Annotated in this window: 18 protein-coding genes and 1 pseudogene; 6 read left to right on the top strand and 13 right to left on the bottom strand. The window is 71.5% G+C overall.

Translation table 11 applies throughout. The features are described from left to right. Window positions 1–55: 55 nt before the first annotated feature. Window positions 56–1,201, top strand: coding sequence for a sensor histidine kinase (locus ACFW3D_RS36485; RefSeq protein ID WP_500511941.1), 1,146 nt, complete (start codon window positions 56–58; stop codon window positions 1,199–1,201). Further along, window positions 1,201–1,848, top strand: coding sequence for a response regulator (locus ACFW3D_RS36480; RefSeq protein WP_500511939.1), 648 nt, complete (start codon window positions 1,201–1,203; stop codon window positions 1,846–1,848). The genes ACFW3D_RS36485 and ACFW3D_RS36480 overlap by 1 nt, the downstream gene beginning before the upstream one ends. Before the next feature lie 150 nt (window positions 1,849–1,998). On the opposite strand, the gene ACFW3D_RS36475 is transcribed toward ACFW3D_RS36480, so the two are convergent. Continuing rightward, window positions 1,999–3,258 carry an MFS transporter gene (locus ACFW3D_RS36475; protein WP_500511937.1) on the bottom strand — a complete coding sequence of 420 codons (1,260 nt, stop codon included), beginning with the start codon at window positions 3,256–3,258 and terminating at the stop codon, window positions 1,999–2,001. Window position 3,259: 1 nt separating this feature from the next. Further along, window positions 3,260–4,528, bottom strand: a complete 1,269-nt coding sequence (locus ACFW3D_RS36470; protein WP_500511935.1) for an ATP-grasp domain-containing protein — start codon at window positions 4,526–4,528, stop codon at window positions 3,260–3,262. A gap of 599 nt (window positions 4,529–5,127) precedes the next feature. Between ACFW3D_RS36470 and ACFW3D_RS36465 the strand changes: the two genes are divergently transcribed. Further along, window positions 5,128–5,850, top strand: coding sequence for a helix-turn-helix transcriptional regulator (locus ACFW3D_RS36465; protein WP_500511933.1), 723 nt, complete (start codon window positions 5,128–5,130; stop codon window positions 5,848–5,850). 53 nt (window positions 5,851–5,903) lie between these two features. On the opposite strand, the gene folE is transcribed toward ACFW3D_RS36465, so the two are convergent. The 6 genes from folE to ACFW3D_RS36435 all read right to left on the bottom strand — a co-directional run bounded on the left by folE (window position 5,904) and on the right by ACFW3D_RS36435 (window position 10,755). Then, window positions 5,904–6,488 carry a GTP cyclohydrolase I gene (gene folE / locus ACFW3D_RS36460; protein WP_500511931.1) on the bottom strand — a complete coding sequence of 195 codons (585 nt, stop codon included), beginning with the start codon at window positions 6,486–6,488 and terminating at the stop codon, window positions 5,904–5,906. After that, the gene (locus tag ACFW3D_RS36455) at window positions 6,489–7,187 is read right to left on the bottom strand and encodes a 7-carboxy-7-deazaguanine synthase QueE (RefSeq protein WP_500511929.1); all 699 of its coding nucleotides are present in this window, start codon (window positions 7,185–7,187) and stop codon (window positions 6,489–6,491) included. It abuts the gene before it with no gap. Between the two features lie 94 nt (window positions 7,188–7,281). Further along, window positions 7,282–7,644 carry a 6-pyruvoyl trahydropterin synthase family protein gene (locus ACFW3D_RS36450; protein WP_500511927.1) on the bottom strand — a complete coding sequence of 121 codons (363 nt, stop codon included), beginning with the start codon at window positions 7,642–7,644 and terminating at the stop codon, window positions 7,282–7,284. A 96-nt stretch (window positions 7,645–7,740) separates the two neighbouring features. After that, complete coding sequence (locus ACFW3D_RS36445) at window positions 7,741–8,736, bottom strand: isopenicillin N synthase family dioxygenase (RefSeq protein WP_500511925.1); 996 nt, start codon at window positions 8,734–8,736, stop codon at window positions 7,741–7,743. Window positions 8,737–8,774: 38 nt separating this feature from the next. Beyond that, a complete protein-coding gene (gene ectB / locus ACFW3D_RS36440; protein ID WP_500511923.1) occupies window positions 8,775–10,034 on the bottom strand; it encodes a diaminobutyrate--2-oxoglutarate transaminase in 1,260 nt (419 codons plus the stop codon). A gap of 1 nt (window position 10,035) precedes the next feature. Further along, window positions 10,036–10,755: a 7-cyano-7-deazaguanine synthase gene (locus ACFW3D_RS36435; RefSeq protein ID WP_500511921.1), complete on the bottom strand. Its 720-nt coding sequence runs from the start codon at window positions 10,753–10,755 to the stop codon at window positions 10,036–10,038. Window positions 10,756–11,212: 457 nt separating this feature from the next. Between ACFW3D_RS36435 and ACFW3D_RS36430 the strand changes: the two genes are divergently transcribed. Continuing rightward, a complete protein-coding gene (locus ACFW3D_RS36430; RefSeq protein ID WP_500511919.1) occupies window positions 11,213–11,968 on the top strand; it encodes a class I SAM-dependent methyltransferase in 756 nt (251 codons plus the stop codon). 28 nt (window positions 11,969–11,996) lie between these two features. Here the strand turns inward: ACFW3D_RS36430 and ACFW3D_RS36425 are convergent. The 5 genes and pseudogenes from ACFW3D_RS36425 to ACFW3D_RS36405 form a co-directional block, all read right to left on the bottom strand. After that, window positions 11,997–12,053, bottom strand: a pseudogene (locus tag ACFW3D_RS36425) (pentapeptide repeat-containing protein); the annotation flags it as partial. A 129-nt stretch (window positions 12,054–12,182) separates the two neighbouring features. After that, complete coding sequence (locus tag ACFW3D_RS36420; protein ID WP_500511917.1) at window positions 12,183–13,067, bottom strand: nuclear transport factor 2-like protein; 885 nt, start codon at window positions 13,065–13,067, stop codon at window positions 12,183–12,185. 167 nt (window positions 13,068–13,234) lie between these two features. Continuing rightward, a complete protein-coding gene (locus ACFW3D_RS36415; protein ID WP_500511915.1) occupies window positions 13,235–13,975 on the bottom strand; it encodes a CE1759 family FMN reductase in 741 nt (246 codons plus the stop codon). Between the two features lie 3 nt (window positions 13,976–13,978). Next, entirely contained in the window at window positions 13,979–15,166 is a 1,188-nt protein-coding gene (locus tag ACFW3D_RS36410; RefSeq protein ID WP_500511913.1) for a CE1758 family FMN-dependent luciferase-like monooxygenase, read from the bottom strand. A 174-nt stretch (window positions 15,167–15,340) separates the two neighbouring features. Further along, window positions 15,341–17,623, bottom strand: coding sequence for an LLM class flavin-dependent oxidoreductase (locus tag ACFW3D_RS36405; protein WP_500511911.1), 2,283 nt, complete (start codon window positions 17,621–17,623; stop codon window positions 15,341–15,343). 977 nt (window positions 17,624–18,600) lie between these two features. Between ACFW3D_RS36405 and ACFW3D_RS36400 the strand changes: the two genes are divergently transcribed. Both ACFW3D_RS36400 and ACFW3D_RS36395 read left to right on the top strand, forming a co-directional pair. Next, window positions 18,601–18,777: a hypothetical protein gene (locus ACFW3D_RS36400; RefSeq protein WP_500511909.1), complete on the top strand. Its 177-nt coding sequence runs from the start codon at window positions 18,601–18,603 to the stop codon at window positions 18,775–18,777. Window positions 18,778–19,107: 330 nt separating this feature from the next. Further along, window positions 19,108–19,479: ATP-binding cassette domain-containing protein (locus ACFW3D_RS36395; protein WP_500511973.1), on the top strand; the 372-nt coding region annotated here is incomplete at its 3' end.

Below are 19,479 nucleotides of genomic sequence, written 5' to 3'. Positions count from 1 at the left end.
GTCATCCGGAGCGGCCTCCGCCCGGCCGGTGAGCGGAAACGGAGAAGACGGGAACGTGAGGAACAGCGCCGACGGCCCCTTCGAGCGGCTCCTGCGGGCCATCGGCTGGCTGGTGGCCGCCGCCGTACTGCTGGTCCTGGGGGCGCTGGACGTGGCCGTGAACGCGGTCCAGCCGCTCGTGGTCCTGCTGGCGATAGCCGTCGCCGTGGTCATGCCGCGTCTGAAGGCCGCGACGCTGGGCACCGGCGCACTGGTCCTGGGAGCCTTCCTGGTGCTGGTGGCACTCGCCGTGCCGAGCGCCGGCTACGGAGTCGTGCCCTTCGGGTTCACCGTCGCCGTCGTGGGCGTCGTCCTCATCGGGCTGGCCGCGTGGCGGGCCGAACCCGTACGCGCCGGCTTCGCGGTCCCGCTCCTGCTGGCGGGTCTGGTGCTCCAGCCCACCCGGCTGGGGAACGCCAAGGCGGCGGTCGTCCTCGCCCTGGTCATCGCGCTGGGCGGCGTCATCAGCAGTGCCGCGGGACTGTATCTGCGCATGTTCCAGACCAACCGCCACCGCCGGCTGATGGCGGCCCAGCAGGCGCAGCGGACGGGCATCGCGTCGGATCTCCACGACTACGTCGCCCACCACGTCACGGGCATGGTGGTACTGGCCCAGGCCGCGCAGACCGTGGCGGCGAGCAAGCCGGAGGCCGTGCTTCCCGCCCTGCAACGCATCGAGGAGGCCGGGGACGAGGCGATGACCGCCATCCGCCGCATGGTCACCCTGCTGCGGGAACCCGACGCCCACACCAGGCTCTCGCCCCCGGGTACGATCGCGGAGATCGCGGACCTCGCCGGTCACTTCACCTCCGACAGCGGCCTGCAGGTGCGGCTGAGCATCGAGGGTGCGGTCGACGTGGTTCCGATCGACGTCCAGTCGGCCGTCCACCGGGTGGTCATGGAGTCGCTCACCAATGTGCGCAAGCACGCCGGCGACGCCCGGACACTCGACATCCTCGTCCGCTGCCACGACCGGCCCGCGGCGGTGACGGTCGAGGTCTCCAACGACGGCCGCGGCCGGGGCGGCCCCTCGCCGGACGGCGGCTACGGGCTCAAAGGCCTGCACGAGCGGACGGCGGCGCTCGGCGGCTCCTTCACCGCGGGCCCGAGGGTCCCGGAGGGCTGGACCGTTCAGGCGCACATACCGAGCAGAGGTGCTTGATGACCATCCGTGTCCTGCTGGCCGACGACCAGACCATGGTCCGCACCGGCTTCTCGCTGATCCTCGGCGCCGAGGACGACATCGAGGTGGTCGGGGAGGCCAAGGACGGTCTCCAGGCGGTCGAGATGGCCCGCGCGCTCGCGCCCGACGTGGTCCTCATGGACATCCGCATGCCGCGGATGGACGGCCTGCAGGCCCTGCGCGAACTGAACCATCCCGGCTCCGCGGGCTCCCCGAAGGTCGTCGTCGTCACCACCTTCGACGACGACGAGTACGTGCACGAGGCGCTGAACAACGGCGCCTGCGGCTTTCTCCTCAAGGACTCCGGACCGGCCCTGCTGACCGAGGCCGTGCGCGCGGCGCATTCCGGCGAGGCGCTGGTCAGCCCGGCGATCACGATCCGCCTGCTGAAAGGACTGAGGCCGCCGCGGACGGCAGCGCCCCTGGGACCGGGTCTCTCCTCGCGCGAGACCGACGTCGCCCGTCTCGTCGCCGAGGGCCTGACCAACGCGGAGATCGCGGCCGCGCTCTTCGTCTCCCTGGGAACGGTCAAGACCCACCTCGGCAACATCCAGACCAAGCTCTCCGCCCGCAACCGCGTCGAGATCGCCCTGTGGGCGTGGCGCTCCGGCCTCGCGGAACGGTAGCCGGGCCGGCGTCCACTGCCCGCCGGTGACCGCTTACGGGTGCCGCGGGGCGCCGGGCTCGTCGGCCACGATCGGTACGCCCGTGTCCGTAGCCTGGACAGCGCCGGTGCATTCGGGGTGTGCCCGGGCGTCCGTCCCGGCACGGCGCCTTCAGCGGGAGGGCGTTCGGCGTTCCCACGCGCGGTGGCGGGACGGTCCGAACCGTCTCGTCAGGCAGGCGGCCAGAACCGCGGCGACCGGTGAGCAGAGGACGAACGCGGACGCCCCGAGTGCCCCGGTCAGTGCCGCACCGCCGAAGGAGCCGGCCGCGAACCCCACCGTCGTCATGCCGTTGGCCCAGCCCTGCACCTCACGGTCGGCGCCGGGCGGGGTCATGGCCCCCAGGACGGTGAAGAACTCGGCGAAGACCGAACCGACGACGCAGCCCGCCGCCGGGCAGACCGCGGCCACCGCGACCGGGCCGAGGAGCATGGCCGCACCGACTCCGCACATCCCGAGAGCCAGCACGGCGAGCAGCACGGGCAGGCGCCGGGTGCTCGTGCCGCGCAGCCGTCCCAGGAGGAGCGCTCCGATGATGCTGCCCGCCGAGAGGCCCGCGAGGAACCAGCCGCTGTAGCCCGCCGCGTCGTGCTGCTGTGCGTAGACGGGCAGGGCGACCTCCGTCCCCGCCAAGGCGGCGCAGAAGAGGAACTGCGCGGTGAACAGGCCGACGAGCGGTCCGCGCGGCGCGGGCGCGGGTGCGGCGGCCGGAGGAGGGGCGGACGTCCGTGGGGCTTCGTCCGGAAGCCGGGTCAGCGCGGCGACCGCGAGCGCCATCAGCGCCCCGATGACGCCGAGCGGAACCGCGGGTGCGAAGGAGACGCTGAGCCAGGTGGCAAGGGGCGGTCCGGTGATGAGGGACACGTCCATGAGGGCGGATTCCAGCGCGTTGGCCGAGGACCGCCCGCGGTCGCGGTCGACGGCCGTCCAGTGGGACCGGAGCAGGATGCTCGCGGGCGGGAAGAAGACCCCCATCACCAGCGCCGCCGCGAGCACCACGGGAAAGGGGGCCGAACATGCCGCGGCCACCGCGATCCCGCCGAGCCCGGCGAGGTAGCCCGCCAGGCACGTCCTCAGGACGGGCCGTGCGCCCCGCCGTGCCGCCTGACGCCCCCGCGCCGGGCTGCTCGCCGCGTTGGCCACGAGCATGGCCGCAACGACCGCGCCGGCCTCGGCGTACGAGTAGGCCGGCGAGACCAGCAGCAGCACACTCACCGGGAACATGCCGATGGGCCACTTGGACACCAGGCTCGCAACGGCCAGTCCGGGGGCGCCCGGTGAGGCGAGCACGTCGCGGTAGGTCGCCAGGAGGCCGTCGGGCCGCGGAGGGGTGGCGGCCGTCCGAGGCGCGCGGGGGCCGGACCGCGGCACGTCAGGAGCCCGCCGGGGCCGCGGGCCCGTCCGACGGGACCCCGGGCCGGGTCTCCACCCGCACCAGGGACCTGACGCGGGCCAGCGTGGTCAGCACGGCGGAGGTGTCCGGTCCGTGGACGGCGGCGCTGAACGGGATGCTGACGTTGTCGTGCGTGGCCGGCACGAACTGGCCCGGCGCGTAGCCGAGGTCCACGCTGTCGACGCCCGGAAGAGCGGCCGCTTCCCCGGCCCCGTGGACGGCGACCAGGGTGCCGGGGCCGTCCTCGTTGTGGACGACGGCCGAGCCGAATCGCACGGGGAACACGACGGGCTCGTCGATCAGTGCCGGACGCCGGCCGAGGTAGCAGGCGATGGTGTCGCGGAACGGGCGGAGTCCGCCGTGGGCGATCCACAGGTCCACGGCGGGCCCTCCGGAGAGCCGGGCCCCGACCTCGATGAGGTACACGCCGTCGGCGGCGCACTTCACCTCGGTGTGGCTCGGGCCCCTGCGGATGCCGAAGGCGTCCAGGACGCCGCGCACGCAGGCCTCCACCCGGGCGTGGTCCGGGTGGTGGGTGTCGGCCTGCACGATGTCCCAGAGGGGGAAGTCGTAGTCGGCGGTGTCCGGACGCAGGTACTCCCACATGTCGACGAGCCGGTGCTCGCCGTCCGCGCTGAAGAAGTTGACGGCGAACTCCGTGCCGCGTACGTACCGTTCGACCAGCCATTCGCGGATCGGCTCGCGGTACACGTCATGGGTGACCGGCGCATCGCGGCCGTCGAGGTCGGCCGCGGTGGAGTAGACGCGCACGCCCTGGGAGCCGGCGCCCATCGTCGGTTTCACGATGACGGGGAAACCGATCTCGTGGGCTGCCGCGACGATCTGCCCGGGGGAGTGGACGAGGCGGAACTCCGGCACCCGTACGCCCGTACGCCGGGCGTGCTCGCGCATCGCGGCCTTGTTGCGGCGGGCCCAGGCGAGGGAGTGGTCGTTGCCCGGCAGGCCGAGCCGGTGTGCCAGGACGTCGGTCAGGTGGACGCCCGCCTCCAGGCACGGGACCACGGCCTTGGGCGTCACCCCGGCCGCGGTGATGAGCCGATCCGCTTCCTCCGGGTCCGCCGTGTAGAGGCTCAGGTCGTCGCCGTCGGCGTGCCCGTCGAGGGAGGCGAGGTAGGTGTGGGTGTAGACGGAGACGACGTGGAAGCCGAGTTCGCGGGCCGCTGCCTTGAAGGGCACTCCCTGCCGGACGGGGTCCACCAGGACGATCGCGGGTGTGCCTGGGATCATGGGGGCTCTCCTCGGTGCCGGGCCCGGCCGCGGTCCTCGGAGGCGGCCGTACCAGGGATTCTGTCGATGCGGGGCACGAAGCGGAACGTACGGAAAGGCAGACTCGGGGGGACGCGCGCCGTGTACGGCCGTGCAACCGGGAGGTCCGCCCGGTCGAGCGGCGACCGCCGACGGGCGGTGGTGACCGCGGTGCGCCCGGCCGGGACCGCCGTGCGCACCGGTACGGCGATATCGCGACAGGACGACCGTCCGGTGTACGGGGTGACAACGGTGTCGGAAGGCAATGGGCGCGTTCTGCCCGCCGATTGAGGCGTGACGGGCGAAAAGCAGGAAGCCGGGCATTCCTCTACTGTTTCGATCTCAAACCTGTCAACCAGGGCCGGGAAACCGGTTCGACCCGCACTTTCAAAGGCAGGGTGTGATGCGGTTCGAGTGGAAAGTCAAGTCCGTCCAGGGCCACGGTGTTTCGGCCACGTGATCACCAGGGTTCGGTCAATGTGGTGGCGCCCGCGTGAACAAAAAGACCGCTCGGGTCCGGGAGCACTTACGATCACCGGGCAGTCACGAGGGAATCGGCTCGCCCACAGCAAAGGACTCCCATGGCACGGTCCAACCCCTCCCTGTACGGCTACGCCCCGGAGTGGCCGGCACCGGAGCCGACAGCACCGACGCGGCCCTCGCCGCACGTGCCGGCGCCCGGTCTCACCATCGCCGTGTACGGCGGCGACCCCCTCACCCGGGCGGGCGTCGCCGCCCAGATGGCCCAGCACCGCGACATCAGGGTGGTCCCGCGCGCGGAGGACTCGCCCGACCCCACCAGGGACGTCGCCGTCGTGCTGGTCGACCGGTTGGACCTGCAGGCCGGGGTCCAGCTGCGCAAGCTGGCCGCCGGCTACAAGAGACGCGTGGTGCTGGTGGTCGGCGAACTCGCCGAGCACCAGCTGACCCTGGTCCTCGAAGCGGGGATATCCTCCGTCGTCTGGCGCCACCAGGCGAACTCGGACGGGTTGGTGAAGGCGATCCGTGCGACGGCCCGCAACGAGGGCGACATGCCCGGGGACCTGCTGCGCCGACTCCTCGCCCAACTCGAACGCCGCGACCACGGCACGGTCATGAGCACGGTGCAGCCGGGCCGGCCCACCCGGCGCGAACTGGACGTCCTGGAACTGGTCTCACAGGGGCTCGGCACCAGGGAGATCGCCGACCAGCTCAGTTACTCCGAGCGGACCATCAAGGGGATCCTGCACGACGTCATGATGCGCCTGAACCTGCGCAACCGGGCCCATGCGGTGGCCCACGCCATCAGGGAGGGCTACATCTGAGGCGGCGGCCCGCGGCGGACACCGTGCAGTTCCGCCGAGGGCCGCCACCGCGGTCAGGAACGCAGCAGCGCGAGCAGTTCGCCGCGCAGTGCCGTGTCGTCGCCGAACGCCCCCAGGTAGGAGGTCGACAGCATCTCGGCACTGGTCTTGATCCCGCGCATCGTCATGCACAGGTGCTCGCCCTTGGCGATCACCGCCACGTCATCGGCACCGGTGACGTCCGCCACCTCGCGGGCGATGTCGGCGACGAGCCGCTCCTGCACCTGGAGCCGGTGTGCGTGGCGGTGTGCCACCCGCGCGAACTTCGACAGGCCGAGCAGCCTGTGAGTGGGCCGGTAGGCGATGGTGACCGAGCAGCTGAACGGCAGCAGGTGGTGTTCGCAGAGCGACCAGACGCGGATGTCGGAGACCACCACCATCCGGCTCGTGGTGGTCGTCTCGAAGAGCGTGTCGATGGTTCCGGGGTCGTAGTCGATGAACTCGCGCCACCAGCGGGCGAACCGCTCGGGCGTCTGCCGAAGGCCGTCCCGGTCGGGGTCCTCGCCGATCTCCTTCAGCAGTCGGTGGGCGAGGTCGACCAACGGGTCGGTCGGGCCCTCCTCGGCCGCGGCCCGCGGCTCCATGGCGTTGACGGTCATTCAGACACCTCTCTCAGCTCCCCAGACCAGCGTGTGCAGTCTGGTGGTCACGTTCCAGCCCCGGTCGATGACCGAGTCGACGAGTTGCCGCGTGTGCTTCCCGATCGCCTCCGGGCTCTGGCCCTCGGGCATGATCCACACGGAGCGGATGCCGAAGTCCGATACGAGGTCCCCCACTTCGTCGAGGTCGGCCTCGGTCCGGCAGACGAACTTGAAGGTCACGCCCGGGGTGACGGCGAACCGGCGCAGCGCCTGCGGGACGATCCGCCTGTCGGCCGGGTCGCCGGCGTGCGACAACTTCGGCGAGACGTTGAAACGGACGCCGTCCCGGATCAGCCGGCCGTCGGGGACCCGGGTGCCGTTGGTCTCGAACTCCACCTCGATGCCCGCTCCGAGCAGGACGTCGACCAGCGGCAGCAGCCGGGCCTGCTGACTCAGCGGCTCTCCGCCGGAGATCACGACGAGGTCGACGCCCAGTCCCAGCAGTTCCACGGCGACCGAGGAGACGGTCCGCCGGTGGAGTTCGGCCTTGGGGTCGTAGCGGATGCGGGTGTCGCTGATGCCCTGCCAGTCCCATGTGTAGGGGGTGTCACACCAGCGGCAGGACAGGTTGCACCCGCCGAGCCGCAGGAAGCCGCATCTGCGGCCCAGCGACCGGCCCTCTCCCTGAACGGCCTCAAGTGGGGCCGAAGATCTCATTGACGACGAGTTCCGGTTCCACAGGGCACCACCTCCTCCTTCTGTCGGGCGCGTGCGCGGTGAGCGGGCGGTTCAGTGCATTCCCGGCGGCCGGTCAGGGCCGGAACTCCGCCCAGGTCTTGGGCGTCTCGGAGACACGGACGCCGGTCAGCTCCGGGAACTCCTTCGCCCACTGCGAGAACATCCAGACCGCGAGGTTCTCGGCGGTGGGGTTGGCGTCGACGACGTCGTTGAGGTGACGGTGGTCGAGGGTCTCGTCGAGCCACTTCTTGAACACGGACAGGTCGCCGTAGTCGCGGACGAAGCCGGTGGGGGTCAGCTCGGACCGGTCGGCGCTCAGTTCCAGCTCCACCACGTAGTTGTGGCCGTGCAGGCGCGCACACTGGTGGCCCTCGTCGAGGCCGGCGAGCTGGTGGCTGGCGGAGAAGTCGAAACGCTTGGAGATGCGCAGGGTCATGGGTTCTCGGATCCTTTCCGTCGGGAGGCTGGCAGCAGGTCAGCAGGTCGGCAGGGTCGGCAGGGTCGGCAGGGTCGGCAGGGTCGGCAGGGCCGGTCAGGCCACGGACGGCGGGGAGTAGGCGTGCACACCGAGCTTCTCCAGCACCGAGCGGCGCGAGACGAGGGGTTCGAGTCCGGCACCACCGCCGACCGGCGGGGCCAGGGGCTCGATGAGGGTGTCCGGGTCGGACTCGTAGAAGAAGACCAGCGAGACCAGCTCCTCGTCGGGCGCGCTCGGGCTCGGAGCGAGGACCCGGTGACGCAGGGACCGCCACCGTCCGTCGGTCCAGTGCTCCATGAGGTCGCCGAGGTTGACGACCAGGGCCTCGGGGTCGTACGGCGGCGCGAACCAGCCGTCGGTCTCGTTCCACGCCTGGAGTCCGCCCACGCCCTGCTGGCGGCTGAGCACGGTGAACGTTCCCAGGTCGGTGTGCGGACCGTTGCGCAGCTGCCCCTCCGCCACCGCGCCGACCGCGTTCAGCGACGGGTACCAGCTGACGTTCTGCGTCCAGGTGGCCTTCGTGGCGTACTGGTTGAAGAAGTCCTCGGACAGCCCCAGCGCCGCGGCGAACAGGCCGTTGACGCGATGCGCGACACGCAGCATGTGACCGGTGTACGCGTCGGTGGCCCGGCGCAGCCCCGGTACCTCCTCCGGCCAGCGGTTCGGGGGGTAGCAGTAGCGGTCGGTCGCCTCGTCACCCGACCGGTGGGCGGGGCCGGCGTAGAAGGACTCGTGCAGGTCCGGTGCCGACGGTTCCTCGCCCTCCGCGCGCGGAACCCCGACCCCGCCACCGGGGTGCATCTCCAGCCAGCCGCTCTCGTACGGCGCCCCGATCGCGTACCTGCTCTTCGTCTTACGTGGCTGGCCGAAGAACGCGCGCCCCTGGACGCGCAGTTCGTCCATCACCTCGCGTGGTACGCCGTGGCCCCGCAGCAGGAACATGCCGGTCTCGCGCAGCCCCCGGTCCAGGGACTCGGCCGTGGCGCGCCGGTCCTCGGGGGACGCGACGTCCCAGACGTCGAGGTCGACGACGGGTATGACGCTGTTCATGGGTGAATTCCTTTGCGTGGTGCCGGTGTTCGTGGTGGTCAGGAGCGAAGCGCCGCGTCGACCGCCGTGGCGAGGACGCCCGCGCCCTCGTCGAGCTCCTCGTCGGTGACGATGAGCGAGGGGAGGAGCTTCACGACGGAGTCGTCCGCGCCGGACGTCTCCACGAGCAGCCCGCGCCGGAACGCCTCGGCCGACACCCGGGAGGCGGTGTCGCCGGCCCGCTCGCCGAGAGCGCTGAAGTCGAGGCCCACGGCCAGGCCCCTCCCCCTCACCGCGAGCCCGGCTCCCTTGTGCCCGTCGGCGATCGCTCCGACGGCGTCGGAGAGCCGCTCGCCCGCACTGCGGACCGCCTTCTCCAGGCCGTCGTCCGACCAGTAGGCGCGCAGCGCCGCCGCTCCGGTCACGAAGGCCGGGCCCACTCCGCGGAAGGTGCCGTTGTGCTCGCCGGGCCGCCAGACGTCCAGGCCGGGGCGGATCAGGGTCAGCGCCAGCGGCAGGCCGTAACCGCCGATGGACTTGGAGAGGCAGACCATGTCCGGGACGATCCCCGCGTCCTCGAAGCTGAAGAACGGACCGGTGCGTCCGCAGCCCATCTGGACGTCGTCCACGATGAGCAGCACCCCGTGGCGCGAGCAGGACGCGGCGAGAGCCCGCAGCCAGCCGTCCCCGGCGGACCGGAGTCCGCCCTCGCCCTGGACCGTCTCCACGATCACGGCGGCAGGCAGGTCGAGGCCGCTGCCGGGGTCGCCGAGCATGCGGTCGAGGAGGTCCGGGGAGCCGCCCTCGTACCCGTCGTAGGGCAGGGACACGGCGTGGCCGAGCGGAACTCCGGCCGCGGCCCTCTTGGCGGAGTTGCCGCTGACGGCGAGCGCTCCCAGGGTCATGCCGTGGAAGGAGTTGGTGAAGCTCACCACGGTGGTGCGGCGGGTGACGCGACGGGCCAGCTTGAGCGCGGCCTCGACGGCGTTCGCTCCGCCGGGGCCGGGGAAGACTACCCGGTAGTCGAGTTCCCGGGGGGCGAGGACGGTCTCGCGCAATGTCTCGAGGAAGCGGCGGCGGGCCACGGTGAACATGTCCAGGGAGTGCGCGACGCCGTCACGGCCGAGGTAGTCCAGCAGCGCCCGCTTGAGGACCGGTTGGTTGTGACCGTAGTTCAGTGCGCCGGCCCCGGTGAAGAAGTCCAGGTAGCCGCGGCCGTCCTCGTCGTACAGCCGGCTGCCGCGCGCACGGTCGAAGACGACCGGCCAGGCCCGGCTGTAGCTGCGGACCTCGGACTCCATTTCGGTGAACACGTCCATCTCAGACCGCCCCGTTCGCGGCGGTCGCCGTGGCGTAGACGGTGGGATCGTGCACACCGGCGGCGACGAAGGCCTCGCGCCGCTCGGTGCACGACGCGCAGCGCCCGCAGTGGACCTCTTCGCCGCGGAAGCAGGTCCAGGTGTCCTCGAAGGGTACGGAGAGCCGGTCGCCGAGGGCGATCACCTCGCGCTTGGTGAGCCGGGCCAGGGGGGCGAGCAGGTCCAGGTCGGGGTGTGCGTGGCCCCGGGTGGCGATCCGCTCCATGGCCAGGAAGGCGGCCAGGAACTCCATGGAGGTGTCGGAGGGGCCGATGTCCTCCGCCATGATCCCGAACGCGACGGCCTGGGCCCGCTCGACGACGGCCCCGGCGAACGCGACCGACAGCAGCAGGGCGTTGCGGTTGGGGACGATGTTGGGACGGCCGGGAACGGCAGTGCCGCCCGCCGGCGCCGTGCCGGCACCCGGACCGTCCTCCGGCACCTCGACCGCGGGGTCGGTCAGGGAGGAACCGCGCAGCACGCCGCGTGCTCCGCCGAGGTCGACCTCCTCGTAGGGGGCGTCGAGCCGCTCGGCCGCAAGACGGGCGCACACCAGTTCGCGCCGGTGGCGCTGCCCGTAGTCGATGCCCAGCAGGTGCAGCTCGTGGCCCTCGGCCCGCAGATGGTAGGCCATGGTCACGGAGTCGATCCCGCCGGACACCACCGCAATGATCTTCGACACTGGTCTTCCTCGCTTCGTGAGTTCACCAGGACGCGGCAGCGGCCCGCCACTCGGTCCGCCTGCGCCGCGAGCCATCCTGCGGTGCGGCGCAGGGGCCGGAACATGTCCGGCGGGACGGCCGGTTCAGCGGCCGGACACTGTCCGCTCGTGCAGTGCGCCTCCTGGTCGGACGGCCGGGGACGGCCGTCCGGACCGTGCGCCCTCGGCCCCCACGCAGACCCGCACGCGTGCCGTCCGGCCGCTCCTGCCCGGGCCCGGTGGGCGCCGTGTCGCACGACGTCGTCCGGCCGGACGGTTCGGACGGTCGTCGGATGTGCCCCCGCGGACACCTGACGCGGGCTGCGCGAGCAGTGCTCCGGGCGCGCAGGGGCCGGACGGCGGAACCTACACGTGCGGCGAGGCCGCCGGGAGGATGGCCGCCGTCGGACCGCGACGGTCGAGCGAAAGGCAGCGGGCGATGACGCAGCAGCAGGAGTTCTACTCGAAGGTGGCCAGGAAGTTCGGCGGGTACTCCAGTGGGGCGCACCGCACCACCCGCTTTCCGCAGGGTGATCCGGAGGAGGTGTTCGACGCTCTGGTCCGGGGACTCGGGGGCCCCGACCGGCGGCTCCTTGACGTCGGGTGCGCCGACGGACGCAACCTGCTGGCCGTCGCGCCCTCGTTCGGCCGCGTCGACGCACTCGATCTCTCGCCCGAGATGGTGGCGTCGGCCGAGCGCCACCAGGCCGGGTCCGGGCTCGGCCATGTCACGTTCGCGGTGGGCGACGCCTCCGCCACGGGCTTTCCCGAGGGGTCGTTCGACGTGGTGACCTCACGGCGGGGACCGCTGTTCCCCGAGGAGTTCCGCAGGCTGTTGCGGCCGGGCGGCTCGGTGGTCCACATGGGCATCGGCGAGCGCGACGTCCGTTCGCTGAAGGAGACCTTCGGGCGCGGCCAGCTCTACGGCCGGTGGACGGGCACGCCGGTGGCCGATGAGGAACGTCGCGGGCTCGAGCGCGCGGGCTTCACCGTCCGGGCCCAACGGGACATCGCCTACGACGAGTTCTTCCACACCCCGCAGGACCTGGACGTCTTCCTCCAGATGGTGCCGATCTTCGAGGACTACGATTCCGTGACCGACCGTGCGGCTTTCGACCGCTACCTCGCGCAGTCCACCACGGCCGAGGGCGTGCACCTGGCCCGCCACTGGTTCGTCCTCCACGCCACGTTGTGAACCCGGGTGGGTCGCACCCGTCGGATCGGCCGGACAGGTCCGTGCCGGACAGGTCCGTGCCGGACAGGTCCGTGCCGGACAGGTCCGGTCCGAACGTGGGGAGAACGGACGAAGCCCCTGGTGGAGAAGGATTTCCTGGTCGAAATCCCGGCCACCAGGGGCTTCACCCGCCTTCGGCCCGGCTGCTCTCCCGGCTCGTCGGGTTGGGGAGCGCTCAGTTCCTGATGGTCGAGCCCTTGGCCTCGTGCAGCGTGGCCTTCGGGGTCAGCGAGGTGTCCCACTTGACCGTCACGCGCGTGATCACGCCGTCCCCGTCCAGTTCGATGGCGGTGACGCCCACCGGGACGCGTCCCCCGGTGCTCCACTCGTAGGCGCCGCCCTGGGCACTGCCCACCACGTGGCGCAGCGTGGACCCCGGACCGTAGCCCAGCCGGGCGAGGTTGTGGTCGAGGAAGGCGTGGGTCTGGATCCGCCCCTCGAGCAGGGTGTGCAGGGACGTGTCCTCGAAGACCACGTCCTGGTGGAGCAGGTCCGACGCCGCGAGCGCGTCCCCCGCCGCCAGCGCGGTGGCGAACCCCCGCGCGGCCTGCCTCAGGACGGGGGCGGCGTTCTCCCCGACCTCGGCCTCGGCGAACTCCGCGGGGTAGACGTCGTCCGGAACGCGCATGCTCCCGGCGCTCTCGACGGTCAGGGAGCGTCCGTCCCAGGTGTCGACCCAGCGGACGATCCTGCCGTCGCGGAAGTCGACGGTGCCGGCCGCCCGCAGTTCATGGCCGAACATCTCGGGGGAGTCGGTGAAGAAGACCACCGCGCTGTCGAAGTCGCCGACGATGCGCGTCGGGTAGGCGACGGCGTCCGCGGGCCAGGCCTCCAGCAGTTCCGCGAACTTGTCGTGGAGAGTCTGCCAGTCACGGAAGGCCCATCCGACCGTCGCGTCGACATAGGTGATCGACTCGGGCAGGAAATGGGCCATCAGGGCGTCCACGTCGTCGCCCGACTTCGCTTCGAAGTAGGAGGCGAGAAACTGCACCACATCGGGAGTGGCCTTGGTGACGTCGACGTCGCGTCCCATTATCCGCGCCGTGCGGGAAGTGCTCATTGATGTTCCGTTCTTCAATTCGCAGAGTGGCTCGGCCGCTCGTGACTTTCTCGGGTCGTCGAACGGGCGGAGTTCCATCAGTCAAGAATCCTCGCCATCTCCCGTCAAGGAAAAAGGGAGATGAAGTGAATGCGCCATTCGGCACAGGACCCCCGGCCCAGGACTGTTCAGGTCTTCGGTTTGCGCTGCGACGGGGTGCCACCGGCGGCAAGTCTCATCAGCGGGGAGTCGAAGTCCACGTCGGCCGCCGATCGTTCGGCTCGGGTGGCGTTCCCGCCGAAGCGGTGCTGGTAGCCGGCCCACGCTTCGCCGGAGATGGCGGCGCCGACGCCGGCGGTCATCAGTGCCGTGAGTTCGGTGGCGGCGCGTCCGATGCGCTCGCCCAGCGTGGCCGAGCCCCAGTCCTCCGGTGCGGCGAACACCGAGGTGGGAACCGTGAGGGTGCGCAGGAAGGCGAGCATGGGCCGCAGCTGTCCGTCGACGACGAGCGCGTGGCGGGCACTGCCGGCGGTGGCGGCCGCCAGGGCCGGCATGGCGACGACGAGGTCGTTGTCGAGGACGTCGAAGAAGGACTTGAACAATCCGCTGACACCGGCGGTGTAGACGGGGGAGACGGTGATCAGTCCGTCCGCGGCCGCCAGTTGCCGGATGGCCGTTCCGAGCCGTTCGCCGGGGAAGCCGGTGACGACGGCCTGTGCGATGTCGACGGCGATCGGCGCGAGTTCGACGTTCCGTACCGTGACGTCCCGCCCCTGCCGGCGGATCAGGTCCGTGGTCCTCTCCGTGATGCGGTCGGCCAGCAGGCGTGACGACGAGGGGTTGCCCGTTCCGCCGCTGACCACCACGAGGGTGAGTGCTGTGTCGGCCGGCCCGTCCGGACCGGGGCCGACGGGTGTGCGGTCGCCCATGGTTCAGCCGATCCTCGGATAGCGGGCCGCGAAGGCCGGGTCGGTGTCCTCGTACGGTGACGTGCCCGTCACGTTGTCCCCCCGGTTGGGGTTGGGCCGCGGCCGGCGGGGCTCCGCGTCCCCGTACTTCGCCTTGACCAGATCCGCATGGGTCGGTGTCCCGGGTACGCCGGGCCGGCGGACCGCGGCCATCTCCTTGCGGAGCACGGGCACGACCTCGGTGCCGAGGAGTTCGACCTGCTCCAGCGCGGTTTCCACGGGCAGCCCGAGGAGGTCGATGTTCCACAGCTGGCGCTGGTAGTCGCCGAAGCGCTCCCGGAAGTCCATGGTCTTGTCGACGACCAGTTGCGGACTGCCCACCGAAAGGGGCGTGGCCTCCATGTAGTCCTCGAGAGAAGTGCCGCTGAACATGGGGAACGCCTCGAAGTAGGGCCGGAACCCCGTGACCGCGTCCTGCGAGTTCCTGGCGATGAACGCGTGGCCGCCGAGGCCGACGATCGCCTGCTCGGGGGTGCCGTGGCCGTAGTGGGCGAAGCGGTCCCGGTAGAAGGAGACGAGCCGGTCGAAGTGCCCGTAGGGCGCCAGGACGTTGTTGGCGAAGAAGCCGTTGCCGTAGTACGCGGCCTGCTCGGCGATCTCCGGGGTGCGGATGGAGCCGTGCCAGACGAACGGCGGGACGTCGTCGAGCGGTCGCGGGGTCGACGTGAAGCCCTGCAGCCCCGAGCGGGACTCGCCCTCCCAGTCGACGACGTCCTCCCGCCACAGCCGGTGCAGCAGGTTGTAGTTCTCCAGCGCGAGGTGGAGCCCCTTGCGGATGTCCTGGCCGAACCAGGGGTACACCTGGACGGTGTTGCCGCGGCCGACCATCAGGTCGACGCGTCCCTTGGCCAGGTGCTGGAGCATCGCGTACTCCTCGGCGATGCGCACGGGGTCGTTGGTGGTGATGAGCGTGACCGAGGTGCTGAGCACGATGCGCTCGGTGACGGCCGCGATGTGCCCGAGGAGCGTGGTGGGCGCGGACGAGAAGAACGGCGGGTTGTGGTGCTCGCCGATGGCGAAGACGTCCAGCCCCACCTCGTCCGCGCGCTTGGCGATGCGCACGATCGCGTCGATGCGTTCCGCCTCGCTGGGGGTGTGGTCCGTGACCGGGTCGCGGGTCACGTCGCTGACCGAGAAGATCCCGAATTCCATGGTGTTGCTGCCTTTCCGGCCGCGCGATGCGGCGCCCGGAGGTGTGCTCCGGCACGAGCGAATATAACCCAGAAGTGTGCGTGCGTACGCATGTTTCCTCCGTCACATGTCTCCGCGTACTGCGCGGCGCGACGAGCGGCCGGCCGGCCGGCCGGTCCGGCCGCGGGCCGGGGGTCAGGCGTCCGCCGCCGGGATGGTGAAGTTGCCGCGGAAGACGTTGTCCGGGTCGTAGGTGGCCTTGATCTCGCGCAGGCGTTCCAGCGTGGCCGGCGGGAACGCCTTGGTCAGCGCGGACTCCTGATTGTGGCTCTCGAAACTCGGGTACAGGCCGTCGAAGTCGATCTCGTCCCAGCTCCTGAGGTCGGCGGCGCTGCGCCGGGGGACGACGGCCAGGGCGAAGTTCTGCGTCCGGTGGGCGTAGGCCGTGGCGTCGGCGGGGGTGTCGTTGACCGCCCCGCCCACCGTGCGGATCTGGAAGTACCCCGTCTCGCCCTCCTCGAACATCCGGTCGACGATACCGGTGGTGCGGGCGTCCAGATGCTCGACGAGCGCGGAGCGGAAGTTCGGTCCCCCGTGTCCGTCGTGCGGCGTGTTGTGCGGGGTCATAAACCCGGCGTACGGCACTACGGCGGCCTGCTGGTCGAGGACCGGGGCGAGGTTCAGGAACGCCTCCAGCGCCTTGGTCGCCCGTCCGGTGTCCGCGTCGGCCCAGACGATCGTCGTCTGGGCGACCTTGCGGCCGCCTTGGTCCGCGACGACGAGGAACGGCGTGAGTTCGCGGGGGCTGTTCTCCGTCAGCTCGCCCCAGGCGCGCAGGAAGGCGCCGAGGTTCTTCACCTCGTGGGCGAAGCGGGCGTGGATCACGTCCCCGACCTCGGCCGCCTCGATGTCGAAGGAGGTGACGATCCCCATACTGGCACCGGCCCCGCGCACCGCCCAGAACAGGTCGGGATGGGTGTCCGCGTCGGCGCGCACGATCCGCCCGTCGGCGAGCACCACTTCGGCGCCCCTGACGTGGTCGATGGTCAGGCCGTACGAACGGGACAGGAAGCCCACCCCGCCGGCCGTGGCCAGCCCGCCGACGCCCACGTCGCCGAAGTCGCCGGAGCTGATGGCCAGCCCGAAGGGTGCCAGCTTCCGGGCGACGTCGCCCCAGCGGGCGCCGGCCCCCACCCGGACCAGCCGCCGTTCCCGGTCGATCACCTCGACGCCGTCCAGCGCCCCGAGGTGGATGACGATGCCGCCGTCGTTGGTGGAGGTGCCGCTGATGCCGTGACCGCCGCTGCGCACCGCCAGCGGCACGCCCTGCGCGCGGGCGTAGGCGAGGGCGGCGGACGTCTCGGCGGCGTTCGCGGGGCGCAGCACCAAGCCGGGCCGGCCGGCGGTGAAGTAGGTGGAGCGTACGCCCGCGTAGCCGCGGTCGCCCGGTTCGACGGCGCCCGATGCCAGCGGCGCGGGCAGCGCGTCGTAGTCGATGCCCGGGACCCGCTCCGCGAGAGCGGCCGCCGACCGTACCCGCCCGGTGGGGGTGCCCGCGGTGGCCCGTTCGGCGGCGACGGCCTCGCGGACGGCGGGAGCGATCTCCTCGCCGAAGGCGGCGATGTCGGACGGATCGTCCGCGCCGAGGATGATCGTGCCGAAGCCGTGCTCCAGGACCAGCGGCAGCAGGCGCTCGACCCAGTCGTCCGCCGGTCCCTGCCAGGGGCCGCCGCGCCCGACACCGCCGAAGATGTTGAGCACCCGCCGGATCTCGCGCGGGTCGCGGCCGTTCTCCGCGGCCGCTTCGTCGATGATGGCGTTGCTCTCGCGCAGGTCCGGGGAGCTCACGTAGTTGAGGGTGGGGATCCAGCCGTCGGCCTTGGCGCCGGTCAGGCGGAGCATGCGCGGCTTGTAGGCGCCCAGCCAGATGCCCATCTCGTGCGCGGGGGCGGGGCCCCGCTTGGCGCCGTCGACCGTGTAGTACGTGCCCGGGAGGCGCAATGCGGAGCGGTTCCCGGCGTCCCAGATGCCGCGTATCACGTCGATGGCCTCGCCGAGCGCGCTGACGCTCTCGCCGATCGTGCGGTCCGGGCCACCCATCGCCACGATGGCCTCCCGGAAACCGCCGGCGCCGAGGCCGAGTTCCACGCGTCCGCCGGACAGGAGGTCGAGGCTGGCGGCGGCGCGGGCCAGGACGGCCGGCGGGCGCAGTGGCACGTTGGCGACGTTGGTCGCCAGACGGATCGAAGTCGTCCGGGCGGCCACCCAGGACATCAGGGTCCACGTGTCGAGGAAGCCGTTCTGGTACGGATGGTCCTGGTACGAGACGAGGTCCAGCCCGACCCGCTCGGCGAGCAGGGCGAGGTCGACGACCGCCTCCGGGTCGCGGTTGGACGGTGTGACGAAGGATCCGAACTGCAGGTCATGACCGTAGTCGGGCACGAAGATCTCCAGGTGCCGGCCCCTGTGGGATGACATCGTCCGTCCCCGGCCGACAGGCTCAGCGCGGGGCCGGGTCGCACGCTGGTCACCGGTGGCACGAGCGAGGTGCCGGGGGTCGGTCCGGGTGACCTCGGACCCGTTGTCCGCGAGGTCGATCTCCTCGGAACGAATTCCGTCGGGATTCCCGGAACGCGTGATCCGGAAATCCTCCGGGGCATGCTGCCGGGACGGGAATTCAGGTGGCCACGGAGCGGAAATCCGAACGTGTGCGACTGGGCAACGGGACCGGGGTCCGACCGGTTTTCTATCACGAGAACCGACCGGGGTCCATTTCCCCACCGGGGCCCGGGAAAGGCGATCAGGGACTACGACCGGAGGAGTAGGTCGTTTTTCCGATGTGTGGGTTCGGCGGGTTGTGGAAGCATCCGGTCCTGTGTGGAGAGGTGCCCGCCGCCCGTCGTCCGATGCCCGTCGGCGGGCGGCGGGCGATGAGCCGCCACCGGCCGTCGACCGCTGCCCCGGTGGCCACTGTTCCGACGCGTGACGGCTTTCGGTGCGGGCGGGCGGCAGGAATGTGGCTCCGGACGGAAATGTGGCGTTCCGTGCGTTCCTCATTCCTGTGTGGCGATGCCGTGTCCGCGTCCGCGAATCCGGGAAGGTGGCGGCGCGGCACTTTCCGGGGCGCGGAATTCGCCTTTTCCCTTCCTTCAAGCGACTGCAGCCGACGCGGTGCAGGCGATGTCGCGCGATTCACGAATCACGCCCATGCGGCACGGCGGCAGAAGAATCCCGCCGCCACCACCGGTGGGACCGGCACTCGGCCGAAAGGTGCAGCGGCCGCCCGACAGGTCCGACTTCTGCCCGAAGCGTCGGACCGCGCACGCCTCCTAGCGTGGCCGTCATGAGCTCCCCGTCGTGGAACAGGCTCGCGGGCATCCTCGCCCGGGCTGCCACCGCGGTCCGCCTCCACGGGGCACGGCGGGCTCACCGTCCACCGTCACAGGAGGCTCGCGATGTCCCCTTTCCTGCACCGGCTGCTGCACTCGGCCCGGGTCTACGCGCAGACGGCCCTGGAGGTCGCCGTCCTCGGCGCGGGTGACGACCTGATGAACCCGGACCGGGTGGTCCGTCGGCCCGCCACCACGATCGGCCGTGCGTCCGGCGGCGACGCGCCGGTGAAACCGGCGTGAGGATCCTCCGCTCCTGGTCGCGTCCGGCCGCGCGCCGATCGTCACCGGGCCCCGGCCCATCGGCCGAAAGTCGTAGAGGGGCGCCGCAGATCGGTCTTCTTCCCGAGGCGCGGCGGCTGTTGGGCCTCCTAGCCTGCTCGTGACGAGGGACGCCCCCGGGAAGCGATCGGTGCCCGGACACGACGGGCCGGCCGACCGGCTCCGGATTCCTCCGTCCACCCGTCTCCGGCCGGCCTCACCGCGGCGGCCGTTGAAGCAACCACACGGTTCGGAAATGAAGGAGCATCAGTGAGTGACGCCGTCACGGGCGCCGCGTACACGAGGGACCCCATGGACATGGGCGGCCCGGTGGAGGAGTCGGCGATCGAGGCTCATGGGGTGGGCCGGAAGTACCGGCGGGGGTGGGCCCTGCGGGATTGTTCTTTCCGGTTGCCGGCCGGGCGGATCTGCGGGCTGGTGGGGCCCAACGGTGCGGGCAAGACGACGCTGATGTCGATCACCGCGAACCTGCTGGAGCCGACGGAGGGCACGCTGACGGTGTTCGGCGCGGTGCCGCAGTCCGCGGAGGCCGGCCGGCGCACGGCGTTCCTGGCCCAGGAGAAGCCGTTGTTCCGCCGTTTCACGGTGGCCGAGACGCTGCGTCTGGGCCGTGAGCTGAACCCGGGCTGGGACCAGCGGGCCGCGGAGCAGATCGTCCGCGCG

It is taken from the genome of Streptomyces sp. NPDC058864 (assembly GCF_042742985.1).
Classification (GTDB): Bacteria; Actinomycetota; Actinomycetes; order Streptomycetales; family Streptomycetaceae; genus Actinacidiphila.
Note: the sequence above shows the minus strand (reverse complement) of the source record. Positions and strands in the feature narration are given on the sequence as shown.

Bases quoted from the DNA above. Each gene is read 5' to 3' on its own strand.
- ACFW3D_RS36455 (WP_500511929.1), bottom strand. From the start codon at position 7,187: ATGAGATCTTCGGCCCCACTTGAGGCCGTTCAGGGAGAGGGCCGGTCG.
- ACFW3D_RS36480 (WP_500511939.1), top strand. From the start codon at position 1,201: ATGACCATCCGTGTCCTGCTGGCCGACGACCAGACCATGGTCCGCACC.
- ACFW3D_RS36400 (WP_500511909.1), top strand. From the start codon at position 18,601: ATGTCCCCTTTCCTGCACCGGCTGCTGCACTCGGCCCGGGTCTACGCG.
- ACFW3D_RS36410 (WP_500511913.1), bottom strand. From the start codon at position 15,166: ATGGAATTCGGGATCTTCTCGGTCAGCGACGTGACCCGCGACCCGGTC.
- ACFW3D_RS36405 (WP_500511911.1), bottom strand. From the start codon at position 17,623: ATGTCATCCCACAGGGGCCGGCACCTGGAGATCTTCGTGCCCGACTAC.
- ACFW3D_RS36430 (WP_500511919.1), top strand. From the start codon at position 11,213: ATGACGCAGCAGCAGGAGTTCTACTCGAAGGTGGCCAGGAAGTTCGGC.
- ACFW3D_RS36415 (WP_500511915.1), bottom strand. From the start codon at position 13,975: ATGGGCGACCGCACACCCGTCGGCCCCGGTCCGGACGGGCCGGCCGAC.
- ACFW3D_RS36450 (WP_500511927.1), bottom strand. From the start codon at position 7,644: ATGACCCTGCGCATCTCCAAGCGTTTCGACTTCTCCGCCAGCCACCAG.
- ACFW3D_RS36470 (WP_500511935.1), bottom strand. From the start codon at position 4,528: ATGATCCCAGGCACACCCGCGATCGTCCTGGTGGACCCCGTCCGGCAG.
- ACFW3D_RS36445 (WP_500511925.1), bottom strand. From the start codon at position 8,736: ATGAACAGCGTCATACCCGTCGTCGACCTCGACGTCTGGGACGTCGCG.
- ACFW3D_RS36465 (WP_500511933.1), top strand. From the start codon at position 5,128: ATGGCACGGTCCAACCCCTCCCTGTACGGCTACGCCCCGGAGTGGCCG.
- folE (WP_500511931.1), bottom strand. From the start codon at position 6,488: ATGACCGTCAACGCCATGGAGCCGCGGGCCGCGGCCGAGGAGGGCCCG.
- ectB (WP_500511923.1), bottom strand. From the start codon at position 10,034: ATGGACGTGTTCACCGAAATGGAGTCCGAGGTCCGCAGCTACAGCCGG.
- ACFW3D_RS36420 (WP_500511917.1), bottom strand. From the start codon at position 13,067: ATGAGCACTTCCCGCACGGCGCGGATAATGGGACGCGACGTCGACGTC.